Annotated in this window: 19 protein-coding genes and 5 pseudogenes; 8 read left to right on the forward strand and 16 right to left on the reverse strand. The window is 57.5% G+C overall.

Annotated features, from left to right (window positions below; translation table 11 throughout):
* Positions 1 to 358: 358 nt before the first annotated feature.
* Genes FHT71_RS13570 through FHT71_RS13580 form a run of 3 tightly spaced genes read right to left on the reverse strand, consistent with a single transcriptional unit; the run spans position 359 to position 2,273 of the window.
* The gene (locus tag FHT71_RS13570) at positions 359 to 583 is read right to left on the reverse strand and encodes a hypothetical protein (RefSeq protein ID WP_183720231.1); all 225 of its coding nucleotides are present in this window, start codon (positions 581 to 583) and stop codon (positions 359 to 361) included.
* Between the two features lie 22 nt (positions 584 to 605).
* On the reverse strand, positions 606 to 827 hold the full coding sequence (locus tag FHT71_RS13575) for a hypothetical protein (protein ID WP_183720233.1): 222 nt from the start codon (positions 825 to 827) through the stop codon (positions 606 to 608).
* A gap of 18 nt (positions 828 to 845) precedes the next feature.
* Positions 846 to 2,273: an amidohydrolase family protein gene (locus tag FHT71_RS13580; RefSeq protein WP_183720235.1), complete on the reverse strand. Its 1,428-nt coding sequence runs from the start codon at positions 2,271 to 2,273 to the stop codon at positions 846 to 848.
* Positions 2,274 to 2,508: 235 nt separating this feature from the next.
* Between FHT71_RS13580 and FHT71_RS13585 the strand changes: the two genes are divergently transcribed.
* The 3 genes from FHT71_RS13585 to FHT71_RS13595 all read left to right on the forward strand — a co-directional run bounded on the left by FHT71_RS13585 (position 2,509) and on the right by FHT71_RS13595 (position 5,146).
* Positions 2,509 to 2,748, forward strand: a complete 240-nt coding sequence (locus FHT71_RS13585; protein ID WP_183720238.1) for a hypothetical protein — start codon at positions 2,509 to 2,511, stop codon at positions 2,746 to 2,748.
* A 60-nt stretch (positions 2,749 to 2,808) separates the two neighbouring features.
* Positions 2,809 to 2,982 carry a hypothetical protein gene (locus tag FHT71_RS13590; RefSeq protein ID WP_183720241.1) on the forward strand — a complete coding sequence of 58 codons (174 nt, stop codon included), beginning with the start codon at positions 2,809 to 2,811 and terminating at the stop codon, positions 2,980 to 2,982.
* A 301-nt stretch (positions 2,983 to 3,283) separates the two neighbouring features.
* The gene (locus tag FHT71_RS13595) at positions 3,284 to 5,146 is read left to right on the forward strand and encodes a TRAP transporter large permease subunit (RefSeq protein WP_183720244.1); all 1,863 of its coding nucleotides are present in this window, start codon (positions 3,284 to 3,286) and stop codon (positions 5,144 to 5,146) included.
* A gap of 249 nt (positions 5,147 to 5,395) precedes the next feature.
* Here the strand turns inward: FHT71_RS13595 and FHT71_RS31635 are convergent.
* From FHT71_RS31635 to FHT71_RS13645, 9 genes and pseudogenes are all read right to left on the reverse strand, one after another.
* Positions 5,396 to 6,040: pseudogene (locus FHT71_RS31635) on the reverse strand (transposase); the annotation flags it as partial.
* A 196-nt stretch (positions 6,041 to 6,236) separates the two neighbouring features.
* Positions 6,237 to 7,637 (reverse strand): NAD(P)(+) transhydrogenase (Re/Si-specific) subunit beta, encoded by a 1,401-nt coding sequence (locus FHT71_RS13610; protein ID WP_183720253.1) that lies wholly within the window; start codon positions 7,635 to 7,637, stop codon positions 6,237 to 6,239.
* A 17-nt stretch (positions 7,638 to 7,654) separates the two neighbouring features.
* Positions 7,655 to 8,053: a proton-translocating transhydrogenase family protein gene (locus FHT71_RS13615; protein ID WP_183720256.1), complete on the reverse strand. Its 399-nt coding sequence runs from the start codon at positions 8,051 to 8,053 to the stop codon at positions 7,655 to 7,657.
* On the reverse strand, positions 8,053 to 9,219 hold the full coding sequence (locus FHT71_RS13620) for a Re/Si-specific NAD(P)(+) transhydrogenase subunit alpha (RefSeq protein WP_183720259.1): 1,167 nt from the start codon (positions 9,217 to 9,219) through the stop codon (positions 8,053 to 8,055). The genes FHT71_RS13615 and FHT71_RS13620 overlap by 1 nt, the downstream gene beginning before the upstream one ends.
* 11 nt (positions 9,220 to 9,230) lie before the next feature.
* Positions 9,231 to 10,160 carry an electron transfer flavoprotein subunit alpha/FixB family protein gene (locus FHT71_RS13625; protein ID WP_183720262.1) on the reverse strand — a complete coding sequence of 310 codons (930 nt, stop codon included), beginning with the start codon at positions 10,158 to 10,160 and terminating at the stop codon, positions 9,231 to 9,233.
* A gap of 32 nt (positions 10,161 to 10,192) precedes the next feature.
* On the reverse strand, positions 10,193 to 10,939 hold the full coding sequence (locus tag FHT71_RS13630; protein WP_183720265.1) for an electron transfer flavoprotein subunit beta/FixA family protein: 747 nt from the start codon (positions 10,937 to 10,939) through the stop codon (positions 10,193 to 10,195).
* 25 nt (positions 10,940 to 10,964) lie between these two features.
* Positions 10,965 to 12,671 (reverse strand): GMC family oxidoreductase N-terminal domain-containing protein, encoded by a 1,707-nt coding sequence (locus tag FHT71_RS32340; protein WP_348649304.1) that lies wholly within the window; start codon positions 12,669 to 12,671, stop codon positions 10,965 to 10,967.
* Positions 12,647 to 14,062, reverse strand: a complete 1,416-nt coding sequence (locus FHT71_RS13640) for an FAD-binding oxidoreductase (RefSeq protein ID WP_183720271.1) — start codon at positions 14,060 to 14,062, stop codon at positions 12,647 to 12,649. The genes FHT71_RS32340 and FHT71_RS13640 overlap by 25 nt, the downstream gene beginning before the upstream one ends.
* A complete protein-coding gene (locus FHT71_RS13645) occupies positions 14,059 to 14,877 on the reverse strand; it encodes a fumarylacetoacetate hydrolase family protein (protein ID WP_183720274.1) in 819 nt (272 codons plus the stop codon). Before FHT71_RS13645 ends, FHT71_RS13640 begins: the two co-directional genes overlap by 4 nt.
* A 216-nt stretch (positions 14,878 to 15,093) precedes the next feature.
* Here FHT71_RS13645 and FHT71_RS13650 point away from each other — a divergent pair, with 216 nt between their 5' ends.
* Together FHT71_RS13650 and FHT71_RS13655 are read left to right on the forward strand one after the other, a co-directional pair.
* Positions 15,094 to 16,017, forward strand: coding sequence for a 3-keto-5-aminohexanoate cleavage protein (locus FHT71_RS13650; RefSeq protein WP_183720277.1), 924 nt, complete (start codon positions 15,094 to 15,096; stop codon positions 16,015 to 16,017).
* Entirely contained in the window at positions 15,986 to 16,786 is an 801-nt protein-coding gene (locus FHT71_RS13655; RefSeq protein WP_183720280.1) for an IclR family transcriptional regulator, read from the forward strand. Before FHT71_RS13650 ends, FHT71_RS13655 begins: the two co-directional genes overlap by 32 nt.
* 297 nt (positions 16,787 to 17,083) lie before the next feature.
* On the opposite strand, the gene FHT71_RS13660 is transcribed toward FHT71_RS13655, so the two are convergent.
* The 3 genes from FHT71_RS13660 to FHT71_RS13670 all read right to left on the reverse strand — a co-directional run bounded on the left by FHT71_RS13660 (position 17,084) and on the right by FHT71_RS13670 (position 20,155).
* Entirely contained in the window at positions 17,084 to 18,163 is a 1,080-nt protein-coding gene (locus FHT71_RS13660) for an NAD-dependent epimerase/dehydratase family protein (RefSeq protein WP_183720282.1), read from the reverse strand.
* 28 nt (positions 18,164 to 18,191) lie between these two features.
* On the reverse strand, positions 18,192 to 19,085 hold the full coding sequence (locus FHT71_RS13665; protein WP_183720285.1) for a carboxymuconolactone decarboxylase family protein: 894 nt from the start codon (positions 19,083 to 19,085) through the stop codon (positions 18,192 to 18,194).
* 83 nt (positions 19,086 to 19,168) lie between these two features.
* The gene (locus FHT71_RS13670; protein ID WP_183720288.1) at positions 19,169 to 20,155 is read right to left on the reverse strand and encodes a cyclase family protein; all 987 of its coding nucleotides are present in this window, start codon (positions 20,153 to 20,155) and stop codon (positions 19,169 to 19,171) included.
* A gap of 378 nt (positions 20,156 to 20,533) precedes the next feature.
* On the opposite strand from FHT71_RS13670, the pseudogene FHT71_RS13675 reads away from it, so the two are divergent.
* A pseudogene (locus tag FHT71_RS13675) lies at positions 20,534 to 20,701 on the forward strand (FAD-dependent oxidoreductase); the annotation flags it as partial.
* On the opposite strand, the pseudogene FHT71_RS13680 reads toward FHT71_RS13675, so the two are convergent.
* Positions 20,699 to 21,043, reverse strand: a pseudogene (locus FHT71_RS13680) (glutathione S-transferase C-terminal domain-containing protein); the annotation flags it as partial. The pseudogenes FHT71_RS13675 and FHT71_RS13680 overlap by 3 nt on opposite strands.
* Before the next feature lie 238 nt (positions 21,044 to 21,281).
* Between FHT71_RS13680 and FHT71_RS13685 the strand changes: the two are divergent.
* Both FHT71_RS13685 and FHT71_RS13690 read left to right on the forward strand, forming a co-directional pair.
* Positions 21,282 to 21,815: pseudogene (locus FHT71_RS13685) on the forward strand (SDR family NAD(P)-dependent oxidoreductase); the annotation flags it as partial.
* 17 nt (positions 21,816 to 21,832) lie between these two features.
* Positions 21,833 to 22,536 (forward strand): annotated as a pseudogene (locus FHT71_RS13690) (aldolase/citrate lyase family protein).
* The last annotated feature ends 25 nt before the right edge of the window (positions 22,537 to 22,561 follow it).

Here is a 22,561-nt window from a genome sequence, read left to right on the forward strand (position 1 = left end):
GCTCGTTCGCTCAGGCGCTTTATTCACCGTGTGAGGTGCTGCTAAGTTGGCCGCTCGATTGTTCGGGACTGACAACCGGCAGACAACTCGCTGGTGCAAGCACCGCCCGCGGATCTAGCCGGCGCTGGGACAAGACATAGATGCGGGTTGAAATTTCTCCCGAGCAATCTTTGATAGTTCCGTCGTCGTCTGGGCGCGATGCCGCATCCATCGGGCTGGAACAGCTACGGCTGAATTGCTGTCGCTAGCGCTTGCCTGCACGGGGCTTCGCGCCCGCCACAAACAACCCTCACCGGACGCGCCGGTTGGCGACGGCGGTCTCTAACGCTGCAGCCGCCAGCTTTTATTTCCGAACATGCTACAGAGCACGAAGTTCGTTCAGCGACACGTGGACCCGGATTATCGCATAGCCTTCGTCATCCACGATTTTACGCCCTCCCGCGGACAATCGGTCGGCTGGCCGAACTTTCAGTAAACGCCAATCATCACGTTGCAGTCCGTCCGGCATCATCGCGTCAGTCGCTATGACCATGCGGTAGTCAGGGTGGCGTATGTGCACGTAGTCCGAATAGGTTTCAGCCATTTTATTGTTCCTCATGCCGGGTTCATTTGCAGTTCAGTTCATTTGAGAGAATGTCCTGTTGATAGGATCCAAACCCTTGAGCATCCACGTCCTCGAGCACGGCTTCATTCACTCGATCCCTCGGTCGCTGCTCAACGAGGCGCCAATCCTCGAAGATGAGCTTTTCTGGAAAGGGGGTGCCCTCCTTCACGACAAGCCGATAGCTCTTGGCTCTGACATGTGCGTAGTAAGAATATTCTAGCATCGGGTCCTCCGGAAGAATTCAATGGTCCGTCATCGCAAGGCCCTCGAATCCGGAGGATACGAGAATCTTGCGCGCGGCGTTGCCCAGTTTCGCGCCTTGGCTCTCGACGAGCCAATCCCGACTGGAATTGAGGTTATCAAGCACCTTGTCCACCTCTGGATAAATCAGTTTACCGTCTTCCTTGACGATTTTCCCGTTGATCATCACCAGGGAAACGTCGGCCGGGGTGGCTAGCAAAGTGATTGTAGCGATTGGATTATTGGCTGGCGACAAACGCGGCGATCGCGTGTTGACGAGGACGATATCGGCGGCTTTTCCGATCTCCAGCGAGCCAACCCGCGCTCCCAGACCCAAAGCGTCAGCGCCAAGCTGGGTCGCCATTTCAAATATGTCGCTGGTGGTCACCGTCCAGGGCGCGACACCCTCATCGCGGTCCGTCGCTTCGGCTGCGATCGTGCCGCGCAGCGCGGCCAGCGTGGAACGCATGGTGCCGAACATATCTCCGGCAACGAACGTCACCGAGTCCGTCGACAATGCCGGCTTGAGGCCGGCTTGGAGCGCGTTGCGTGTTGCGGGCATTCCGAACCCGACATACATTTCGGCGCATGGCGACATAGAGATGTAACCGCCGCTGTCGCGGATCATCCGATATTCATCGTCCGCCAAATTGTTGCAATGAACGTAGACGGTTCCTGGCCAGAGCAAATCGTCTTGAGCGAGGAGGCGGATCGGAAATTTACGCCCGCCCCACAGACCGGCGCCGATCCCGCCATCCGTCACGATTCTCAGATCGAGTTCTCTTGCGAGCTTCCAGTCATGGTTTCGCACTTCGCGCTGAACCAGTTGTGGCGCTCGTGCGCCGAATGCCATGGTGACAAGCGCGTGTTCATCTGACAGGATTTCTCGCAGCCGTCGTACGTCGCTGGGGTGAGGTCTAGCACTATCGGACCACCACAGCGTTGCCTCGAAATCGTTTGGAGCGCTGGGTGCAAAAACCGCTCGTAAGCCGGACGCCTGGAGAGCGGCAATCGACGCATCGGCATGCTCGGGGCTGTTCAGGATATGAACCCAGTCTAGGACCGTGGTGATACCACAATCAATGAGTTCAAGCGCGCCTGCCAATGTCGCTGCGTATACATCCTGAGGACGGTATGCTGGCACCAGCGCCTCGCGAACTTCGTGACGATATTCCGGCGCGATCAGATCCGAACACATTCCCCGCAATGTGGTCTGCCATAAATGCCGGTGCGAATCGATAAGACCAGGCATGACGATCGAATGGCGCGCGTCAACAACCTCGCAGCCCGGGGGCACCTCTGTACCACTCGGCTTTATCGCTGTGATTTTCTGACCGGATATCCAGACATCGTGTGATGGGAGGATTGCCTTGCCGGTCACGACGGTACCGCCATGAATAGCGCAGGTAGGCCGTTCAGACGATTCCATGAGACCCTCCCTCATTGACCGAAAGCCGAACCGTCCCTTTTTGCGGGACGACGACCCAGTTAGCACTTCAATCAAAGGGCGTCAATTCCACCAAGCAATCCTTCGCAGAATTACCGATTTTTCGCCGTGAGGACGTGCACCGTCTTTCGCGTATTCTTGACCGCGCATAAAGGGGGATACACGCTCGTCTTGGGTCAAGGTCCCGATAAACGGGACGAAATGGCGAGGAGAGCCTATGAACCGTTTTATTTATTACCGACACATTCGCTGCCCGGACTATCGGATGGTCTTGATGATCGGCACCGTTTTTCCCAGCTCCTTGGATCAGACCGATTGGGTACGTGTCGAAGAGCGCGCGGATGAAAGAGTGCATGGCGAAGTACGAGACGAAATCTCTCTTCGGGGCGTCAGCTTTTACAAGCAGAATGTCACCGTCAAAGACATCGACGACGATTACACGCAACTCAAGCCCTGAACATGAGGTCCCGATGACGTTTTATTGTGATTTTGTGCACAAGCAAAGCCCGTCTTCTGGTTGGTTATCGAGGAGGGCGCCAAGTTTCCGGATGGTCTTCACGCCGACGACTGGCAACTGGTGCGAACGAGAGATGGCCGGTTCATGTCGGACGGCGGCGCCAAGCAGGTCGCTCAGAACGGCTACGCGGTCATCCGCGTCAATGTGCCGCTTGCCGAAGTCCTGACGCTGTAGCGGCTGGCCACCGGTGTTTAGCCTTGATTAACCCGTTGCGGCCAGTCGAAACAACTTTGTCGGTCTGGTCGGGCCGTTGACAGGCAGTAGAGGGCGATATAAATAAGCTGGGTCGATGTCCCGTTAAAAGGGACGTGCTTTCGGGAGGAGGCGCAGAAAGGACACGGAAACGAGGCCGCGGCCTGTCGCAATCGTTCTGAGCGACGAGGGGAGGGCGGTCCGTCATTGTTTCTTAATTCAATGGATCAGTTCGCCGGTCCGTGACACCGGATCGAGTCCGCAATCGCGGGAGGAGACTTTAATGGACCTGAATGCAACACTTGCCGAGGGACCGTCGAGCACGTCGTCGCGGTGGCTCGACCATCCCATTCAGTGGATCGAGCATGCCGCGGGAATCCTCGTGATCGTCGAGCTTATCGTTCTGGGCGCCGCTGTCATCTTTCGCTACGTCTTGGATATGCCCTTGACCTGGTCTGATGAACTTGCCGAGCTTGTGATCGTTTGGCAGGCCATGCTTGGCGCCGTCATCGCCTTTCATCGGCGTCAGCATCTCGGTTTGAGCAGTATCCTCGGTCGCCTCGAATCCACGAAAACACAACAGAACCTTGAAATGTTTTCGTCCCTCATAGTGTGTATCGTCTGCCTGCCGCTTGCTTACTTCTCGCTCATGCACGTCATCGGCGACGCAGACCTCATGTCCCCATCGCTGGGCATCTCACCCTCATGGACTTCAGGTGCCCTGACGGTTGGCTTGACCTTGATCGGCCTGCTCAGTCTATGGCGATTGGCTTCATCGACAACGGATATCAAGACCCTTGTCTGTGCTGTGGCACTCGTCGTGGTGTTGGTGGCCGCATACTTTTTCGGCAGGGGGGCTTTCGTCAATCTGGGCAACTGGAACCTGCTCATCTTTTTCATCGGTGTTGGCGGCACATCGATGGTTTTGGGAGTTCCTATCGCCTTCGCGTTTGGCTTGGCTGCGATGGCATATGTCGGTTTGGCCACGTTTGCTCCCATGAGTATCGTCGTGACCCGGATGGAAACGGGCATGGCCCACGTCCTGTATCTGGCTGTCCCCCTTTTTGTCGTTCTGGGGTCCCTCATCACGTCAACAGGAATGGCTCGCCGTCTGGTGGAATTCCTGGCATCGCTGCTGGGCCACGTCAAAGCCGGCCTGCAATATGTGCTGATCGGGGCGATGGTTCTCGTGTCAGGCATATCCGGAGCAAAGGCAGCCGATATCGCTGCCATTGCTCCCGTGCTGCTGCCGGAAATGAAAAAACGAGGAGAGGACGAGGGAGAACTTGTCTCGCTTCTTGCAGCGTCCAGTGCGATGTCAGAGACGATACCGCCAAGTCTCCTGCTGATCATGATCGGCGCCCTGACCGGCGTGTCGATCGGCGCCCTGTTCACGGCCGGCTGGGTACCGTCCTTGTTGCTGGCTCTTATGCTGTGCGCTCTCGCCCGGTGGCGCAGCCGCGGTTCAGATACATCTCACAACAAGAAATTCGATTGGCGTCTATGCGTGAAAACCGGAATCGCCGCCATTCCGGTCCTGGTCCTGCCATTCTTGATCCGGATCGTAGTCGTCGAGGGGATCGCAACCGCAACAGAGGTTGCCACCGTCGGTATTGCCTACATCCTTATCGCATCGCTTATCATCCAGCGGACCCTCAATCTCAGGGCCGTTTACCACGCCATGAAGGAAGCCGCAGTCCTCACGGGAACAATTTTTATCATCCTGGCCATGGCGAATGCGATGGGCTGGGCGTTCATCCAATCCGGCTTCGGCAATACTATACAAGCATTCGCCAACGCTCTACCTGGAGGGGCAGCGACCTTCATGCTCGTCTCGGTCGTCATCTTCTTTGTTCTAGGAAGCGTGCTCGAAGGCGTGCCCGCCCTTGTCATTCTCGGACCGCTGCTCTTTCCTGTTGCAAAGAACCTCGGTATTTCCGACGTCCAATATGCAATCGTGGCTGTTTTGTCATGTGGCCTTGGCCTCTTCACACCGCCATTTGGTGTCGGGTTCTACATGACCTGCGCGATAAGCCAGGTCAGCCCGGCGACGGCTATGAAGGCAATTGCACCCTACCTTTTCGTTATCCTTATCGGCGTGGTCATCGTCGCACTTGTTCCTTGGTTCTCGACCGGGTTCCTTTGATGGTGAACTCTGGGCGGAGAAGCGCCATCACAATGCTGCTTCTCAGCCGGACGTTAGTCGCACCTGTCACCTTGTGCCGTTTGCTGGATCGAAAAGCCAGAGTTCAAATTCCGTCGCCAATGCGGCCCAGTTCTAAGACGAGGGCCGGTCGTCCGCATGGATGCTGGCAGCCGTGAAGGAGATCCTCAGGCGAAGAAATTGGGATAATCCGGTCGTTTACGGCAAGTCATGCAAATAGTGGCTTGCTGGTCAGCAGCTTGACGCATTCTTCATCTTCATCAAATCGTTCATGTTGACATAGCGGTTGGCTTCAAGCCGGTTTTCGTGGTTTCTCGACGGCGAGCGAGCGGATGAGGCGTAGGCAACTGTCTACGTTGGGCAAGGTGCGCAGCACGGTTGTCCGTTTGATCGCCTCATTGAAACGCCCAAGCATGCTCGTAGACTTCATGTGTTTCGGTGCTGGCGCGGTGGACGGTAAAAGTGAAAGTCTCATCGACGGTCTCCTCCGCCCAACCGGCGAGTTTGGGGTATCGCGGCGACCATTTCCTCAGCCAGGGAGCGAGGTTGCTCTTGGCCTCTGATAATTCGCGGCGGTCATGATCCAACGCTGTTCCTGGAGGCAAGCGTCGTCTGTTTTGTGGGGCACGTGATCGAGTGCGTTGCGGAGGAAGTGCACATTGCAGCACTGGAACCATGCGTCGGGCAGAACCTCGCGAACGGCTGCATGCAGGCCGGCATGGTCATCGGCCATGATGCGACCCTTCGGAGCGTTGATAGTGCTCGAAATAGCTCAGTTGAAAACCGCCCATCGCGATCCTGCGGCACCCGCAGCTCGAGCTTGCTGACCCGCGTAATCAGCGTCCGATTGTAACGCCCAGCCCGATAGCCGATCCGTCCCTCAAACCCTGCGCAAATTGCGTAAAATGGCGCGGTGAAACCGCGGCATTCGTGTAGTGGCATAGCCTAAGCCATGCCAGCTGCTTTACGTCACGCGTCGCAGGATTTGGATCTCCACAGCTCACTAACCAATGCATCGCATTTCCTGGTTGCAGAAGATGCGAAACGGCATTGGGCGCGCCGGTTCGCAAGCTTAATGCTTTAGAGCCTTGACGATGTCTTCATTCATTTTTTTCGCATCCCCCAGCAGCATCATTGTCCCATCCTTGTAGAACAATGTGTTGTCGATGCCGGCATAACCGGAGCCAAGCGAGCGTTTGACAAAGAGGCATATCTTTGCCTTATCGACGTCAAGGATCGGCATGCCATAGATCGGGGATGATCTGTCGTCGCGGGCCGCCGGATTAGTCACGTCATTTGCGCCGATAACGTAGGCCACGTCCGCTTGTCCAAACTCGGTGTTGATGTCTTCGAGCTCGAAGACTTCATCATAGGGAACATTTGCCTCGGCGAGCAGGACATTCATGTGGCCAGGCATACGACCGGCGACCGGATGGATCGCGTATTTTACTTGCACGCCCTTGGCCTTCAAGGTGTCGCTCAATTCGCGCAAAGCATGTTGGGCCTGCGCTACCGCCATGCCGTAACCAGGAACGATTATCACCTTTGACGCATTTTGCATCAGGAAGGCTGCATCATCGGCTGAGCCCTGCTTTACCGTCCGCTGCTCCCCGTCCTCCCCAGGACCAACCGACGTATCGCCGCCAAAGCCGCCCAGGATGACCGAAATGAACGAGCGATTCATGCCTTTGCACATGATGTAAGATAAGATAGCGCCCGACGAACCGACCAGTGCACCGGTGATGATCAACGCGAGATTGCCAAGCGTAAAACCGATACCTGCCGCAGCCCATCCCGAATAGGAATTCAGCATCGACACCACAACGGGCATATCTGCGCCACCGATTGAGATGATGAGAAGGATCCCAAGGACCAAAGCCGGGGCCACTACGAGCCAGAAATCCATGTGGCTTTCGGTCTGCACAAGGCCGAATATAAAAATCCCAATCACTGCAAGCAGTGCGATATTGATCGCGTGTCTGAAGGGTAAGATAACCGGCCTGCCCGACATGCGTCCTTCGAGCTTCAGGAATGCGATGATGGAGCCAGAAAAGGTCACCGCTCCGATTGCCGCTCCGAATGCGATTTCGACCAGAGCTTGGGAATGAATATGACCTTTGTCGCCAATCCCGAAGGCCGACGGCGCGTTAAGCGCTGCCGCCGCGACCATCACGGCGGCAAGGCCAACGAGGGAATGGAAGCCTGCCACAAGCTGCGGCATCGCTGTCATCGGTATGGTGCGGGCGATGTAGGCGCCCGTGGCGCCGCCGAGAACAAGAGCTCCCAGGATCAAGGCAGACCCGGTCCAAGTCGGCGTGGTCAGAAGAAGCGTCGTTGCGATGGCTATGGCCATGCCGACTATGCCGTACAGATTTCCCCTGCGCGCAGTTGTCGGGTGAGAAAGGCCTCGGAGAGCTACGATAAAAAGGACCCCAGAAATGAGGTAAAGCAAGGCTGCGAGATTTTGCGTCATGTGTGTCTCTGATCCCGTCAGCGTTCTTTTTTCTTGTACATGGCAAGCATTCTGCTGGTCACGAGGAACCCGCCGAAGATGTTTACCGACACGAGAACCAGCGCCACGAAACCAAAGCCCGTGGCAAGACCGCTCGACGGAATGCCGACGGCCAGCAGAGCCCCGACGACGATGACCGATGAGATCGCATTGGTAACGGCCATCAGAGGCGTATGCAGCGCCGGCGTCACCGACCAGACGACGTAATAACCGACGAAGATCGACAACACGAAGATAGCCAACCGAAAGACGAAGGGATCGATTGCGCCTCCTGTCACAGCGCTCGCGGCCTCGGGAGCCTGGGCCGCTGCGCTCACTACGGCGTTGACGGCATTGTCGAGTTGCTCCAGCGCCGTATTCATGGCTTGATTGGCCATCAGATCCTCTCCTCACTATTGGGCGGGGTTGCATTGACGATAGTCGCGAAAGACGGGTGCACGACCTTGCCTGAATGGGTCAGCATGGTTGCTTTGATAAGTTCGTCTTCCGGATCGATTACGAATTGTTTGGTATTTCGCTCGACCATCGTTTCCAGAAAAGCGAAAACGTTGCGGGCATAAAGTGCCGATGCGGATGCCGCTATCCGTCCCGCAACGTTGACATATCCGATCACCGTCACGCCCTCGACTGTCGTCGTTTCGCCCGGTTGGGACCCCTCGATATTGCCTCCGCGTTCCACGGCAAGATCGACGGCAATAGACCCTGGCTTCATTGTCGCAAGCATTGCTCGACTGACCAGCCTCGGCGCCGGTCGGCCCGGAATAAGGGCCGTGGTGATGACGATATCCTGTTTCGCAATATGGTCGGCCACCAAGGCGGCTTGCTTGACCTGATACGCTTGCGACATCGGCTTGGCGTATCCCGCGGTGGTCTCGGCTGCTCTGAACTCGTCGTCTTCGACTGCAATGAACTTAGCACCCAGAGAGGCAACCTGTTCCTTTGCTGCCGGTCGCACGTCAGTCGCTGTCACAACAGCGCCAAGTCGGCGAGCCGTCGCGATCGCCTGCAATCCCGAGACCCCAGCTCCCATGACAAACACCTTCGCCGCGGGAACGGTCCCAGCCGCTGTCATCATCATCGGCATGGCGCGACCGAACGCGTGCGAGGCATCAACGACGGCGCGATAGCCCGCAAGGTTTGCCTGGGACGACAGGGCATCCATGGATTGAGCACGCGTAATCCGGGGCATCAGATCGATCGCGAAGGATGTGAGCCCGGCCTTTGCCATTTCGGAAAGTGCCGCCTCATTGCCATAAGGGTCCATGATGGCAATGACGACCGATCCCGGACGGTATGATGCGTGTTCGGTAGGCGTTGGTCGGGCAAGCTTGATGATAATGTCTGCCGACTGAACATCGCCAGACGACGCGATCGTCGCCCCGGCAGCCACGAACTCGGCGTCGGGGATGCCAGAGGCAATGCCTGCCCCTTCTTCGACCCGTACTGAAAAACCAAGTGCCGTGAAACGCTTCACCGTGTCAGGGGAAGCCGACACGCGGGGCTCTTGCGAGCCTTCGCGGCCGACGAACAGAACTTTTGTCATCTCTGGCTCGCTTACAATGCTGTTTTTAACTGGGGGAGGGCCTCAAAGAGGTCGGCGACAAGGCCATAGTCTGCGACTTGAAAGATTGGAGCGTCTTCATCCTTGTTGATGGCAACGATCACCTTGCTGTCCTTCATGCCGGCGAGGTGCTGTATGGCACCTGAGATACCCACCGCGACATACAGATCCGGGGCGACAATCTTGCCCGTTTGCCCGACCTGCCAGTCGTTTGGCGCATAGCCCGCATCGACTGCGGCACGCGACGCACCGATTGCGGCGCCAAGCTTGTCGGCCAGGGGCATCAGCATCTCGTTGAATTGATCCGCAGAGCCCAAGGCACGACCTCCGGCGACAATGATCCTGGCAGAGGTAAGCTCCGGCCGTTCGGAGGCGGCAAGGTCCTCGGATACGAACCACGACAATTCGGGATCGGCGGCGGCCGCTATGATGTCAATCGAAGCAGACCCATCGCCGCCGGCTGTTGCGAAAGATCCCGTGCGCACCGTAATGACCTTTTTTGCCTCGTTCGACTGAACTGTCTGAATAGCATTGCCGGCATAGATCGGGCGTTTGAACGTGTCCTGAGACACAACGTCCACGATGTCCGAAATCTGCATGACGTCGAGCAGGGCAGCGACGCGCGGCAGGATAGTCTTTGCCGAGGCCGTTGCCGGCGCGATGACTACGTCATAGGGACCCGCAAGCGATACGATAAGCGCCGCAAGCGCCTCGGCCAATTTGTGACCATAGGACGGATGCTGTGCGAGAAGCACCTTGGAGACGCCGGAAAGCTTGGCGGCCGCGTTCGCAGCGTCAGTCGCGTTGGCACCGGCGACAAGGATATGGATCTCTCCGCCGATCTGCTGTGCTGCAGTCAGCGCTTTCGCCGTCTGGTCATTCAGTCCGGAATCGTCATGTTCCGCCACAAGAAGAATAGTCACGGTATTGTTTCCTCAGTCCATTCGGTTCTAAATCAGAGCACACCGGCAGCGTTGAGACTGGCGATGAGGTCCGCTACCGACGCCACCTTCACGCCGGCTTTGCGGCGGGAAGGCTCCTCGGTTTTCAACACAACCAGGCGCCGCTCGACGGATATGGCAAAGTCAGCCGGGCTTTTCTTTTCAAGCGGTTTCTTCTTCGCCTTCATGATATTTGGCAAAGATGCGTATCGCGGCTCATTGAGACGCAGGTCGCTCGTGACGACAGCCGGAAGCTTGATTCCGATCGTCTGCAGCCCGCCATCGACCTCGCGGGTCACTGTGGCGCTGTCCCTGTCCATCTCTATTTTTGAGGCGAAGGTCGCCTGCCCACTGCCAAGAAGAGCCGCAAGCATCTGTCCGGTTTGGTTGCAATCGTCATCGATTGCCTGCTTGCCCAAAATGATCAGGCCTGGCTTTTCCTCGTCGGCGATCGCCTTGAGGATTTTTGCGACAGCAAGCGGTTCAACGACCTCATTTGTCTCGACAAGGATGGCGCGGTCGGCGCCCATGGCAAGTGCGGTGCGCAACGTCTCTTCGGCCTTGGCTGGACCGATGGAGACAACGACCACTTCCTCTGCCTTGCCCTTTTCTTTCAAACGCAGTGCCTCTTCGACGGAAATTTCGTCGAGCGGGTTCATCGACATTTTCACATTCGCAAGCTCGACACCGCTGCCGTCCGGATTGACCCGGATCTTGACGTTGTAGTCCACCACCCGCTTCACCGGGACGAGTATCTTCATGTGGCAGCTCTCCTTGGTCGTTCGTCTAAGCTGGTTGTTGCCGAAGCATGTCTTTGATGATGTCCGACATGCGCTCGCCAATCATCATGGTTGGAAGGTTCGTGTTCGCCCGTGGGATGCTGGGCATGATCGATGCGTCACAAACACAGAGCCCGCTCAGGCCTCTGACGAGACCGTCGGATGTCACCACAGCGGCATCGTCGTCACGAGCGCCCATCCGGCAGCTCCCGACCGGATGAAAGAGCCCCGTGACCATGTTCGACAACCCTTGCGAAGCCAGCATGATGTCGCTTGGGCCTGTGTCTTGCGGGGCAGTCCGGAGGATCTGTCGGATGATCTGAGCCTCGACGGCAGGCATGCGGGGCAGAAGGGCTCCGGACACATGGTCGAAGATAGAATTGGCGGTGCTCCGCTTGGTGATGCGGCGTATCAGGTTACTCATCTTTACAATCCCAGTCTGGCGCACCAGCGGACGGACCGACGTGGATTGAATGAGCGCATCCGCCAGAAGGAGTGCCCGAAACAGACGTGGACCGTCGCGCTCGTCAGACAGGAATTGAAACTCCGGAGTGACCTTTAGTCCGCCAGAGATACGCTCCAGCATCACTCTCCCGCGTGAGAAGGGTTTGTGGAGAACCGTATTGATGGCGGCAACGCGCGCCCCAAAGTAGCTCCAGCTCGTTCGGTCAAGGACAGAAAAATAAAGGTCTGACCGCATCATGGTCGACGAGGCTCGAATGGCGACAAAGGCAGAATTCTGGCTGATCGGCGTAGACGCTGCAGCCTGGGAAAGATGCACCCCCAATGTCACTCCGGCGTGATTTTGCAGATTCTTTCCAACCGCCGGAAGATGGTGGACAACATCTATTCCGACATTTTTGAGCTCGATCGCATTTGCAATCCCCGATTTCATCAAGAGGCGGGGGGACCCGATCGCACCTGCTGACAAAACCGTCAGCCGAGTCCGAACGTGGACCGGTCCGTTCCTCCGACGCAAGACAGCGCCCGTGACATTCTTATCGGCCACAAGCAGCCTCTCACATTCGGCGTCAGAGAGAATGAGGAGATTGCGTCGCCTTCTCACCTCCGCCGACAGATATGCCCGGGCCGTCGAAACTCGGCTCGAATGCGTGGCGGAGATAGGAACCCTGTAGATCCCGTCCTCAAACTGCGTGTTTATATCCGGTATATATTTGAGCCGCTGCTGCTTGGCCGCTTCAACGACCCGGCGTGTGAAGACGGGCCATGTCGCCTCTTTCTGTCTGTGGATGGCAACAGGTCCCGGATCGCCGGCCCGCGGAAAATCGAGATCGTTTTCAATGCGATCGAAGTAAGGAAGGAGGGTCGTCCAGTTCCAACCCGTCGCGCCCCCCTGTTCCCATTCATCGTAGTCCTGAGGAAAGCCTCGCAGAGCCCACATTCCCATAACCAGGGAACTGCCCCCAACGCCCCGCCCTACAGGAAACGGTGTCTGGGGCGACGCCTGCGACCACCTCGCCATCGTGTTCGGCCATAAATAGTCTGGGTTGAAGTAGGATAGCGGATAGAGGTTGGCGATTTCCGCGTTTTCGTCGGGGCCAAAATCCGATCCTGCTTCTGCCAAGACTACCTTGAGGCTGGGGTCCTCAGACAACCGACTGGCGACAACGCAACCGGCAGAGCCTGCGCCGATTATCAGAACGTCACAGCTGATCTGACGGGCCTCGCTCAAGACTTGTCTTTCTCCAGACATGCAAGTGCTTGTCCGAGCAGATGTTCTATTTTCTGCTTGGCCGCCGGGACGTAGCGTTTATAGAAGTGGGCATTAAATGGCCCGATGCCGTGTTCAGCGCTAAAGCTTCCCCCATGGCTGGCGACAAGATCATAAACCGTGGTTCGCAGCTCTTCGACCAGTTCCACATCATATGGAACATCGTGCGGCCAGATCATGTTGAAATGCACACCGCCGTCACCCAGGTGGCCGAAATCCACGATCATGACGAAATCTGCCTGGCGCAGGACCCGCTCGCAGGCTTCTTCACGAAACTGGATGAAACGGTCGCGAGGGACCGAGACATCGAGCGCGATGACCTTTCCCCTCCGTTTCAAACTGTCGGAAATATGATGGCGAATAGACCAAAGGTTCACCGGATCTTGCGTAAACGCATTTTCGATCATGCCGTCTTCGAAGGCGCGTTCCAGTTCTCGCGCAAGGTCATCTTCAATGTCACCGCCGGTGCCACCACTATTCCAACTGCTCACTTCAATCAGCAAGGCATAAGGTGGAAGCGGCTCGGTGAGGAACGGATTGCGCAACTGGGGCACTTCACCGAAGACCACGGCAAGTGCCGTCTCCGATATTCCTTCGAACGATGTCAGCTGCGGACCGAAGCGATCTTCCAGACGAACCAGGATATCAAGCGCGCCGGCGCTGGAAGTTGGGACCATGAGTGCAGTTGCGGTATTCTTGGGAAGCGGTTGGACCTCGAGCACGGCCCGCGTGACAATGCCGAACTGGCCGCTGGTGCCAATGAACAATTGCTTGGCGTCAAAGCCCGTATTGTTTTTGCGAACCTGATCCATCAAATTCAGGATCGTCCCGTCATAAAGGACTACCTCTAGGCCAAGCACGTTTCGTCGCACATCGCCGTAACGAATGAACCGTGTCCCGCCGGTGTTGGTGGCGATCATTCCGCCGATAGTGGGATCGGCGCCCAGATCGATCGGAAACCATAGGCCGGCGTTTTCGAGGACCGTGTTTAACGTCGACAGAGATAGTCCCGCCGACACACCAACCGAGCGGTTTATCGCGTTCAGCTGTATACCGCTCGCCATTCGTTCAAATGACAGTACCGCCTGATGCCCGCTTGCATCAGGCGTCGAAGCGCCGACCAGACCGGTATTGGCGCCTTGCGCGAGCACGGCGACGTTGTGGTCAAAGCAGGTTCTCAACGCAAGTGAAACGTCCTGCGTCGAGGCGGGCCTCATAACGAACGCAGCTTGTCCCACTCCGTAGCGGGCCCCCGTTTCATAGCGGGCCAGGTCTTCCCTTTTTGTGTAAAGGCCATTCACGCCCAGAAGTTTCAAAAGAGCGGTGAGGCAGCCTTCGACGTCAGGGCGCGATGCTCGCGATCGTGTTGTCATGGCGCGGAGACCACCGGATTGGTCAATATACCGATGTCGCTCACTTCAACTTCGACAGTGTCGCCGGGTTGCATATAAAGCGGGGGCTCCCGGCGGTCGCCGACGCCGCCAGGGGTCCCGGTGACGATGACGTCGCCGACAGCCAGTTCGGTGAAGGTCGAAATATAGGCGATCAGCTCCGGAATCGAGAAGATCAACAGGTCTACGCCTGACTGCTGCACAGTCTCGCCATTCAAACGAGTCGTCAGGGTCAGGGTACTGGGATCGGGAATCTCGTTAACGACGAGCCAAGGTCCGAAGCCCGCGCTTGCCACGAAGTTCTTTCCCGGCGTGAATTGACTGGTATGTTTCTGCCAGTCGCGAACTGATCCGTCATTATAGCACGAATAGCCGACAACGTGCGGCAGGGCCTGATTGGCAGAAATGTGCCGACCGGCCTTGCCAATCACAATCGCTACCTCGCCTTCATAGTCAAACCGCGCAGATTCATTTGGCCGAACAAGAGCCTGTCGGTGTCCCACCTGCGTATTCGGCCAGCGGATGAACAACGTAGGATAGGCGGTCTCGGGACGCTTGGTCTCTATGCGATGATCGAGGTAATTGAGCCCGACGCAAATAATCTTGTCCGGGTTTGTGATCGGCGGCAGCAGCTCAGCCCCGTTCACCGATGTCGCAGCCGCCTCCTGGTAGCGAATAGCCGCGACATCGCTCAGCGCTGCCTTGATGTCCGTGTGGCTCGAAATCTCATGAATATTGTCGCCAATGACAACCCCCGGGCGGGCCGTACCTTGATGGTGAAATGTTACCAGACGCATCGTTCTCTCCAAACGTTGGTGCTTGGCGCGGCCAAGTCGCGTATCGTGCGAGCACATCTTTAATTGGGACACTGTCTTGTGAGGGAGGACAGGCACACACTCAATCGCCACTTTTGGAGGCACTGTCAAGAGGAATGATGGGACATCGTCCCTATTGACGGGACCTCGTCCCGGATGATAGACAACTCTCAAGGCGGTTCCTGCTAAGAGGTACTCATGGACAAGCTCATCATCACCGTAACCTGCGACAGCGACTCGGCGTATCCGGGCAACCCACACAACCCCACCCCGAAGGGAATGGACACAGTTGTGAAGGAATATGTCGGCGGCATTGATGCCGGTGCTGCGATCAGTCACATCCACGGGCCGCGCAAGCTGGACGATGCGCCTCAGCCGGATGGCTCGCGGCTTTCGAGCCTGCAGATCCCCGGATGGGGGACGATGCAGGAGGCTATCGTGTCCCAGCGCGACACGATCATGCAGTTCGGCATTGCCGGTGGTCGTTTCGAGCAACGCAAAGAACTCATCCGGGCCTATGCGCCGGATATGCTTTCGGTGGCCTTCGTGGCGCATGATGAGTGCTTCGACTATGATCCAAGCCGCGTCCCCAAGGAAATTTATGGCATTCACTCACGCACCGAGCTTGAAGAATACTGCGCCTTGTGCAACGAGCTGGGAATCAAGATCGAGGTCGAGGCATTCCACACGGGAGGTTTCTGGAACGCACAACGTATGATAAACAAGGGTCTGCTTCCGCAGCCCGTTTACATCACCTGCTTTTTTGGATGGAAGGGCGGAGCGTGGACGCCACCGACTGCCGACGCGGTGCTGTACATGAAAAGCCACCTGCCGAAAGGCGCAAACTGGAACGGAAGCACAATGGACCCCGACGAGCACTGGAACGTCCTGACGTCCGTCATTTTGGCGGGTGGCCACGTGCGCGTCGGCATGGAGGATAACCCTTTCATCCGTCCAGGCGAATATGCTCGAACCAATGCCGAGCTCGTTGACAAGATCGTCAGGATTTCTCGCGATCTGGGTCGTGAAATTGCGTCTCCCGACGAGGCGCGTGAGATTATTGGGATTAAAAAGAAAGCAACACAGAGCGATGGCGGAATCAAACAGTACGCAAACACCTGAAGAGGCGGCGCCACAATCAATCGGGCTTGTCAATCTCGTTGTCGAAACGCTCTACTCTCTGGCCGCCCGGCCAGAGGGTTCAAGCATTCGTGCGATTGCCCAGGAAACAGGCAATAGCCGCAGCTCGACCCACAGGATCCTGCAATATCTTGCGAAAAGCGGGTATGCGGAACAAACGGAAAATGGAAGTTACGTCGTTGGTTCCAGGCTCGTATCGCTGTCCGCCCGCGTATTCGGTGTCGTGCCTGTCCTCCAGATAGCGCGATCGATCATGCGCAGGCTGGTGGACGAGGTGGGTGAGACCTGTTACCTCGCGACCTATCTTCCAGGGGACAATTTTTGCACCTATGTGCATCGTGTTGAAAGTGCCAACCTCGTACGACACGTCCAGCCGCTGGGCGTGCGCCTTCCTTTGCATGCCGGCGCGGTCGGCAAAGCTATCCTGACGGCCTTGCCCGATTTCGATTTCTCCAAGCTGGAGCTTGTTCCATTTACGGTCCACACCCTGACAACAGAGGCCGCACTTCAGCAGGGCCTTGAGCTGGTCAGGTCGAAGGGCTACGCCGTCAGCGTGGAGGAGAGGGTGCTCGGCATCGCCGGCGTCGCAAGCGTCCTCAAGTCGGAAGACATTGTCGTTGGAGCGTTAACCGTCTCGGTGCCGCTTTCACGCGTATCGCCGCCTGATCTCGATGAAATCGGCAGGGCAGTCAAAGCGCATGCCGACGAACTGTCATCGGCCCTGACTGGCATCGGTGTGACGCGCATTTAAAGCCGAGACGCTTTGCGACTTGGGCATTTTGGTTATGTCTCACCGGGCTTGACGACGGCCGCGGACCTCTCTTGGGTGATCGCAGCACGTGCTTGCACGTTGCCGCGTACTTAGAGCGGGACCAAGCCGTGCTCGGTTGATGCCGTGAGTTCATCTTTCGCATGTGGCCTGGTGGGCGGAGCCTAGCGTCAGGGTCAGCCGCGGCCCGACCTGATTTGTCCGCCCAAGTCCAGGATCTCAGTCGGTCACTACGGCAGGCGAGCGGTTCACTCGGCACAGACACCGAGTTTTCCACCGTCAGCGTGGCAAAATGTTGGCCTGTTGCAGTCGATCCAGCCAATAGAGGATCGCGTCCTCTGTGTCGTAGCAATCTGCAAAACCTGCTTGTCGCAGCTTGATCGGGCTCATGAGCCGGTCGAAAGGCCTTTCCTTTCCGTAGCCCCATGTCAGGTCGGCGCTTTGCCAAGAGGCTCCCACGATATCGCTCATCGTCAGCGGCTGCAGCTGGTACTTGGTCACGATGGCGTCCCAGCAGTGGGCAAGGAGAGGCATTTCCTCGCTCAACTTTAAGGGCTGGTCGGAGCCAACCGGCATGTTGAAGTGGGCAGCAACGGGCGTCCAAATGTCGCGCCAGTTCACGGCATCCCCATTGACCACGTTGTAGGTCTCGCCGGCGGCCTTGCTCTCCACAAAGCAAAACTCCGCGGCACGGGCGATCAAGCGGCTGTCTGCGCATGCCGTGACATACTGACCGCCGCCTGGGAAAAACAAAGGTCTGCCCAATTCGCGCATGACGCTTGCATAGACACCGAGCGCAGCGATGATGTTGATTGGGCTGCCCAGCGCGTCGCCGAGAATCAGTTGCGGCCGAAGAACGGAGTAGTTCCAGCTCGCACCTGCCGATCGGCTCTTGAGATAATCTTCCTGCTGCCAATAAAAGATGTGATGGTCCATCCGCGGCCACCGCTCCTTGGCAGGGACTGGAACCCTGCCAAGATGCGAACCGTAGGCTTTGCCGCCTTGCAAGATCGTCAGGTGCCGGAAACCGGATCCGGCAACATTGTCGACGACGTTTTGAAGCATGCTAAGATTGATACCTGCCTGGGCGGTGCTTTTCCACCCTTCCAACAAGTCTTCGTGCTCGTACAATGCGGCGTAAAGCACGTGTGTGATCGCAGGAGCTTCGGAAAAAGCAGTTCTACACGCCACAGCGTCGGTCAGGTCCGCCGATATGTGATGCACCGGTTTGCCCCGGCGCGGTAGACGCCTTGAAAGGGTGACGACGTCCCACCCGGGCAAACTTGAAAAATGCTCCGTTGCTGCAGCACCAACCAGACCGGTTGCGCCAACGATGGCGATCGTATTGATGGCCGTCATGTCATCTCCTCCCTGAAGCACCGATCTCTTAAAGTCCAGCGCCGGTCTCTTCTTCGATGATATTGACGAGATCGCGGAAGCGCTCGGGAACGATGTTCGGGTGACCCACCACCACAACAGACTGGAACAGAACTTCCAGCACTTCACGCGGCGAGGCGCCTTGCTTCATGGCCGTTCTCATATGATGCCGGGTCTGGACAATCTCGCCGATCGCCAACGTGTTGCCGACCATGCAAAGCAGGCGGGTTTTGTGGTCGAGGATTTGCCGGCCATACATATCGCTATATCCGAAATCGTAAAACGCTTCGGCAAACGCCTCGTCGAGGCCGCCGATAAACGTGGCATTGTTGAGCGTGTGGCGCGGACGCAGCGCAAGAGCGATGCTAATGCCCGGCCATCCGTACTTGCTCATCAGCTCATCGGCGCGCGGATCGGCTGAATCTTCAGGATGCCAGGTCTTGCGTTCGTCTTCGAGGCTACGCTCGGTTTCGCGTTGCCCGGTCCGCAGGCTTCGCGTCGCAACCTCATCCAGCAGACCACGTGCATTGAGTTCTTCCGTAAAGATCGAGAGTGGCTCGTCGACAATGGATTCACCGCCGTAGATCGAGCATTGGAACATGACTTCAAGAACTTCGCGAAGGTCAAGCCGCTGCTCACACGCCGCAATGATTGTCTCCCTCAGACGTGGGTGGCGACGGCTCATCGTATACTGGCCTATCATCACCAACAGCCTTGTGCGGGTATCGAGGGTGGTCCGGCCAAAGAGCCGCGCGGCGTAACGCAATGAGGCTTCGGCAAAGGCCGCGTCGATCTGGCGACGGCTTTCGAAACGCCCGCGAATGCCGGGTTGGAAGCGCTCGACGATCGACAGCATCTTCTCGATAGAGGATTCTCCGTCGAAGTTTACGGTATTGATGGGCATGGTCTGATCCTTGTTCTACGATATCTGGGGTGTCACTCATTCGGTGAACCGGAGTGGTCTTGGTCGGCTGCAGATTGCGATATCTACTTGATCGCGACCGCGTTGCATGGCGAACCGACGCCGCCCACCAGGGTGAGCGGCTTGGAGGCGACCATGCACTCGTAGACCTTGTCGGCTGCGCAATCGCGCGCGAGGTCATCGAGTTTCCACATTTCACCGAGACAGAAGCCAAGCAGCGCGATCAAATCGGGATGCATCATGCCGCGCACATTTCTATCAAACGGAGAGGTCGACACGGTTGGCATCACTTCGACGGCGACGGTGTCGCTGGCGACCACGGAAAAATGATTGTTCCAAAGCCACGCGAGCATTTCCTCGCTTTGCGAGAGGCCGCAAAAAGTTCTCTTTTCAATCAACTCTTCCTGATCTCTCGACGACAGACTGAGGAAATGCTCTGCCCAACCGGTATGCAACAGAAGGATGTCGCCTGTTTTGAACGACAGTCCCTGGGATTGTACAGCGCCTTCAACGTCAGCAAGGCTGATCGGATCACCCGTGTTTAGATCGAGTGGACGACCGACCGACAGGCGGTAACGGGAGATATCAACCAACACCCCCCGTCCAACCATGCCGCGGCGACCGATTTGCTGGACGCCAAGATCTGGCGTGCCCGAGCCGACCAGAAATTCGTTGACGTTGTTGTAAAACCCGTGGACGCTATGTTTATGATGGCGCAGGCCATCAATATGGGACCCAGCCTGGGGGAAAAAGTCATTGATATAATCGTCATGCACTTGCCCATCCAGCCGGCATACTTCGCAATGGACCAGCGCTTTTCGAAAAGGCGAGACGGGCGGCTTGAACGCATTCAGTTCGTAGTCCAGGCCGAACGAGGCGCCTTTGCGGACCAGGCTGGCGGCATCCGCAGCGACGCTTTCCGTGAGCAGGTTGACCGTGCCGATCTGATCATCTGCGCCGAATAGTCCCCAGGCCGAACCGGCAGGAGCGTCGGTACGCGCCTTCAGCTCCGCGTAGGACGGCAGCGATTCGCTGGTCTTGAGATGAGTCAATTGGTCCTCCTTGCGTAAATCCGGTCCTGTCCGCTCCATTCCTCAGCAGACGTCGGGACGATATAGCATGATTGTCCCAGTTGTAAAGACAGCGTCCCATCTGACGCAAATTCTTCAATGACAGCACCCGTCTCAGAAAGCACGACGCCAACGAGCTAGGGCACGCCAGGGGGAGAGCAGACCCGTCTGGCCGAGCAGAGTGACGAAGGGTTCGGAAGGCAGATACCCGTATCAACTGCTGGTGAAATGGGAGAAACCACCACGTGGCCGAAAGGCGGGCAGGGCATCTTACTGTTGCCCCTTCGTTCTACCGAAGCGGACCCGGTTACGAGAACTCAAAATCAACAGGGGCCTGGAAAGGGCGAGCGTAAAGCGATGATGACCAATCCAGATGACACGCCGCGCGAAAGCATGGAATTCGACGTGGTGATTGTCGGCGGCGGACCTGCCGGTCTTTCGGCGGCCATTCGCCTGAAGCAGGTCAACCCGGACGTCTCCGTCGTCGTGCTGGAGAAGGGTGCTGAGGTCGGCGCCCACATCCTGTCAGTCGAAGTCCCACGCATCGTGACGCTCGTGCAACCGTTCTGACGGCTCACCGTAAACGCGGTTCACTCATCTGCCACGTTTGACGGCGGGCCGGTCGGCTATCTCCGCTGTCCAGCGCTGCAAATTGCTGTAGCTTTGAACGTTCAGAAAGATGCCCGCATCGCCGCATGCGTTGCCCTGTGCCAGATTTCCATACCAGGGCCAGATCGCAATATCGGCGATAGAATACTCATCACCGGACATGAAATGATGGTCCGCCAGATGCCGGTCAAGAACGTCAAGCTGACGTTTAACCTCCATGGAGAACCGATAGATCGCGTTCTGAATACGCATGGGAGCATAGAATTTAGGCTTGGACATTCTTTATCTCTCTCAAATCTTGTTGGGCGGGCAGATGGCGTCGCGGCGGCGCCATCTGCCTGTGGTTAAAGCCGGATCCTTGCTCGTCGCTCACGGAGCGGTGGAGGCCGCCAGCGCACGGTAATTATCATCCTTCATCTGGCTGTTATCCCAAACGGTCGTAAAGCGAACAATCTTGCTGCTTTTGTCGAGGTCCAGCGCTATCACGCCGCGTTTTTATGCGGGCAGCGCCAGCAAGGTGCTGAATGCCCGGTTCCTCAGCGAGGAAGAATGGAATTCGACCGTCAACGTCAATCTGACGGCGGTTTTCAATCTCACCCAGGCGGTTCTTCCCGATATGATCGCAAAGGGCGAAGGGACGATCATCACCGTCTCCTCGCTTGCCGCGCTCAATCCGAATCTCCTTGGCGGCGCGGCCTATGGCGCTGCCAAGGCCGGCGTGAAGAACTTCATGACCTTCCTGCACAATACTTACAGAAACCAGGGCATTCGGGCGACCACCATCCTGCCCGGCGAGACGGACACGCCGATCATGAACAACAGGGCGCGGCCACCGCTTGAGAGCGAGCGCGCCGTCATGCTGAACCCGCATGATGTCGCCAGAGCGATCGCGCTCTGCGCCAGCCTGCAGAAGGGCGCGGTCATCCCGGAGCTGCATATCTGCCCGACCTTCATGCGCGATACGGCCGCCGATATTGAGATCGCCCGCTGGGTGGGCGCACCGGCCGACACCCCGGACTTGCCAAAGAAATAATCAGGAGGAAACACATCATGAACGGTGCAAAATTGCGCGCCCGGCTTCAAGCCGGCGAACCGATAACCATGTTCACGCCGCACCACTCCTCCTCGGGCATTGCCGCCCGCCTGGTCGAACTCGGCGCAGACTCGGTCTTTGTCGACTGCGAGCATGGCACTTGGAGTTTCGAGGACGTTCGCGAAACCTCCCAGATCGTTCGCTCCGTAGGCGGCGCCGCGATCATCCGTCCTCACTCCCACGAGCAGCCGATCATCATCCGGTATCTGAACGCCGGGGCCGATGGGATCATGGTGCCGATGGTGGACAATGCCGATGAGGCGCGCGCCATCGTCGATGCGGCCCGATACGCGCTGCCGGCGGACTATGAAAAACGCCTGATCATTGCGATGATCGAGACCGTCGAGGCGATCGACAATCTCAATGAGATCGTCAAGGTGGAGGGGATCGATGTCTTCTTTATCGGACCGGTGACCTCTCACAGAACATGGGCTTTCCGCCGGCTCCCCCCTTCGGCGAGCCGCGCCCGCTCGAGATAAGGGAGAAGGTGGCGGAAGCCGTCAGGAAAATCCGTTCTGCAGGCAAAGTGGCTGGTACACTCACCACCCTGGAAGAAATTCCCCAACGGCGAGACGATGGCGTTCAATTCTTCTATGTCCATTCCGACCCGTTCCTCCGCCGAGGGGTGAATGCGGTGAAGAGCGCCCTAGCTTCGGACTGATCGGGCACCTTCCTGGCGGCCCCTG

The sequence above is a fragment of the Rhizobium sp. BK060 genome (assembly GCF_014193145.1).
GTDB lineage: Bacteria > Pseudomonadota > Alphaproteobacteria > Rhizobiales > Rhizobiaceae > Rhizobium.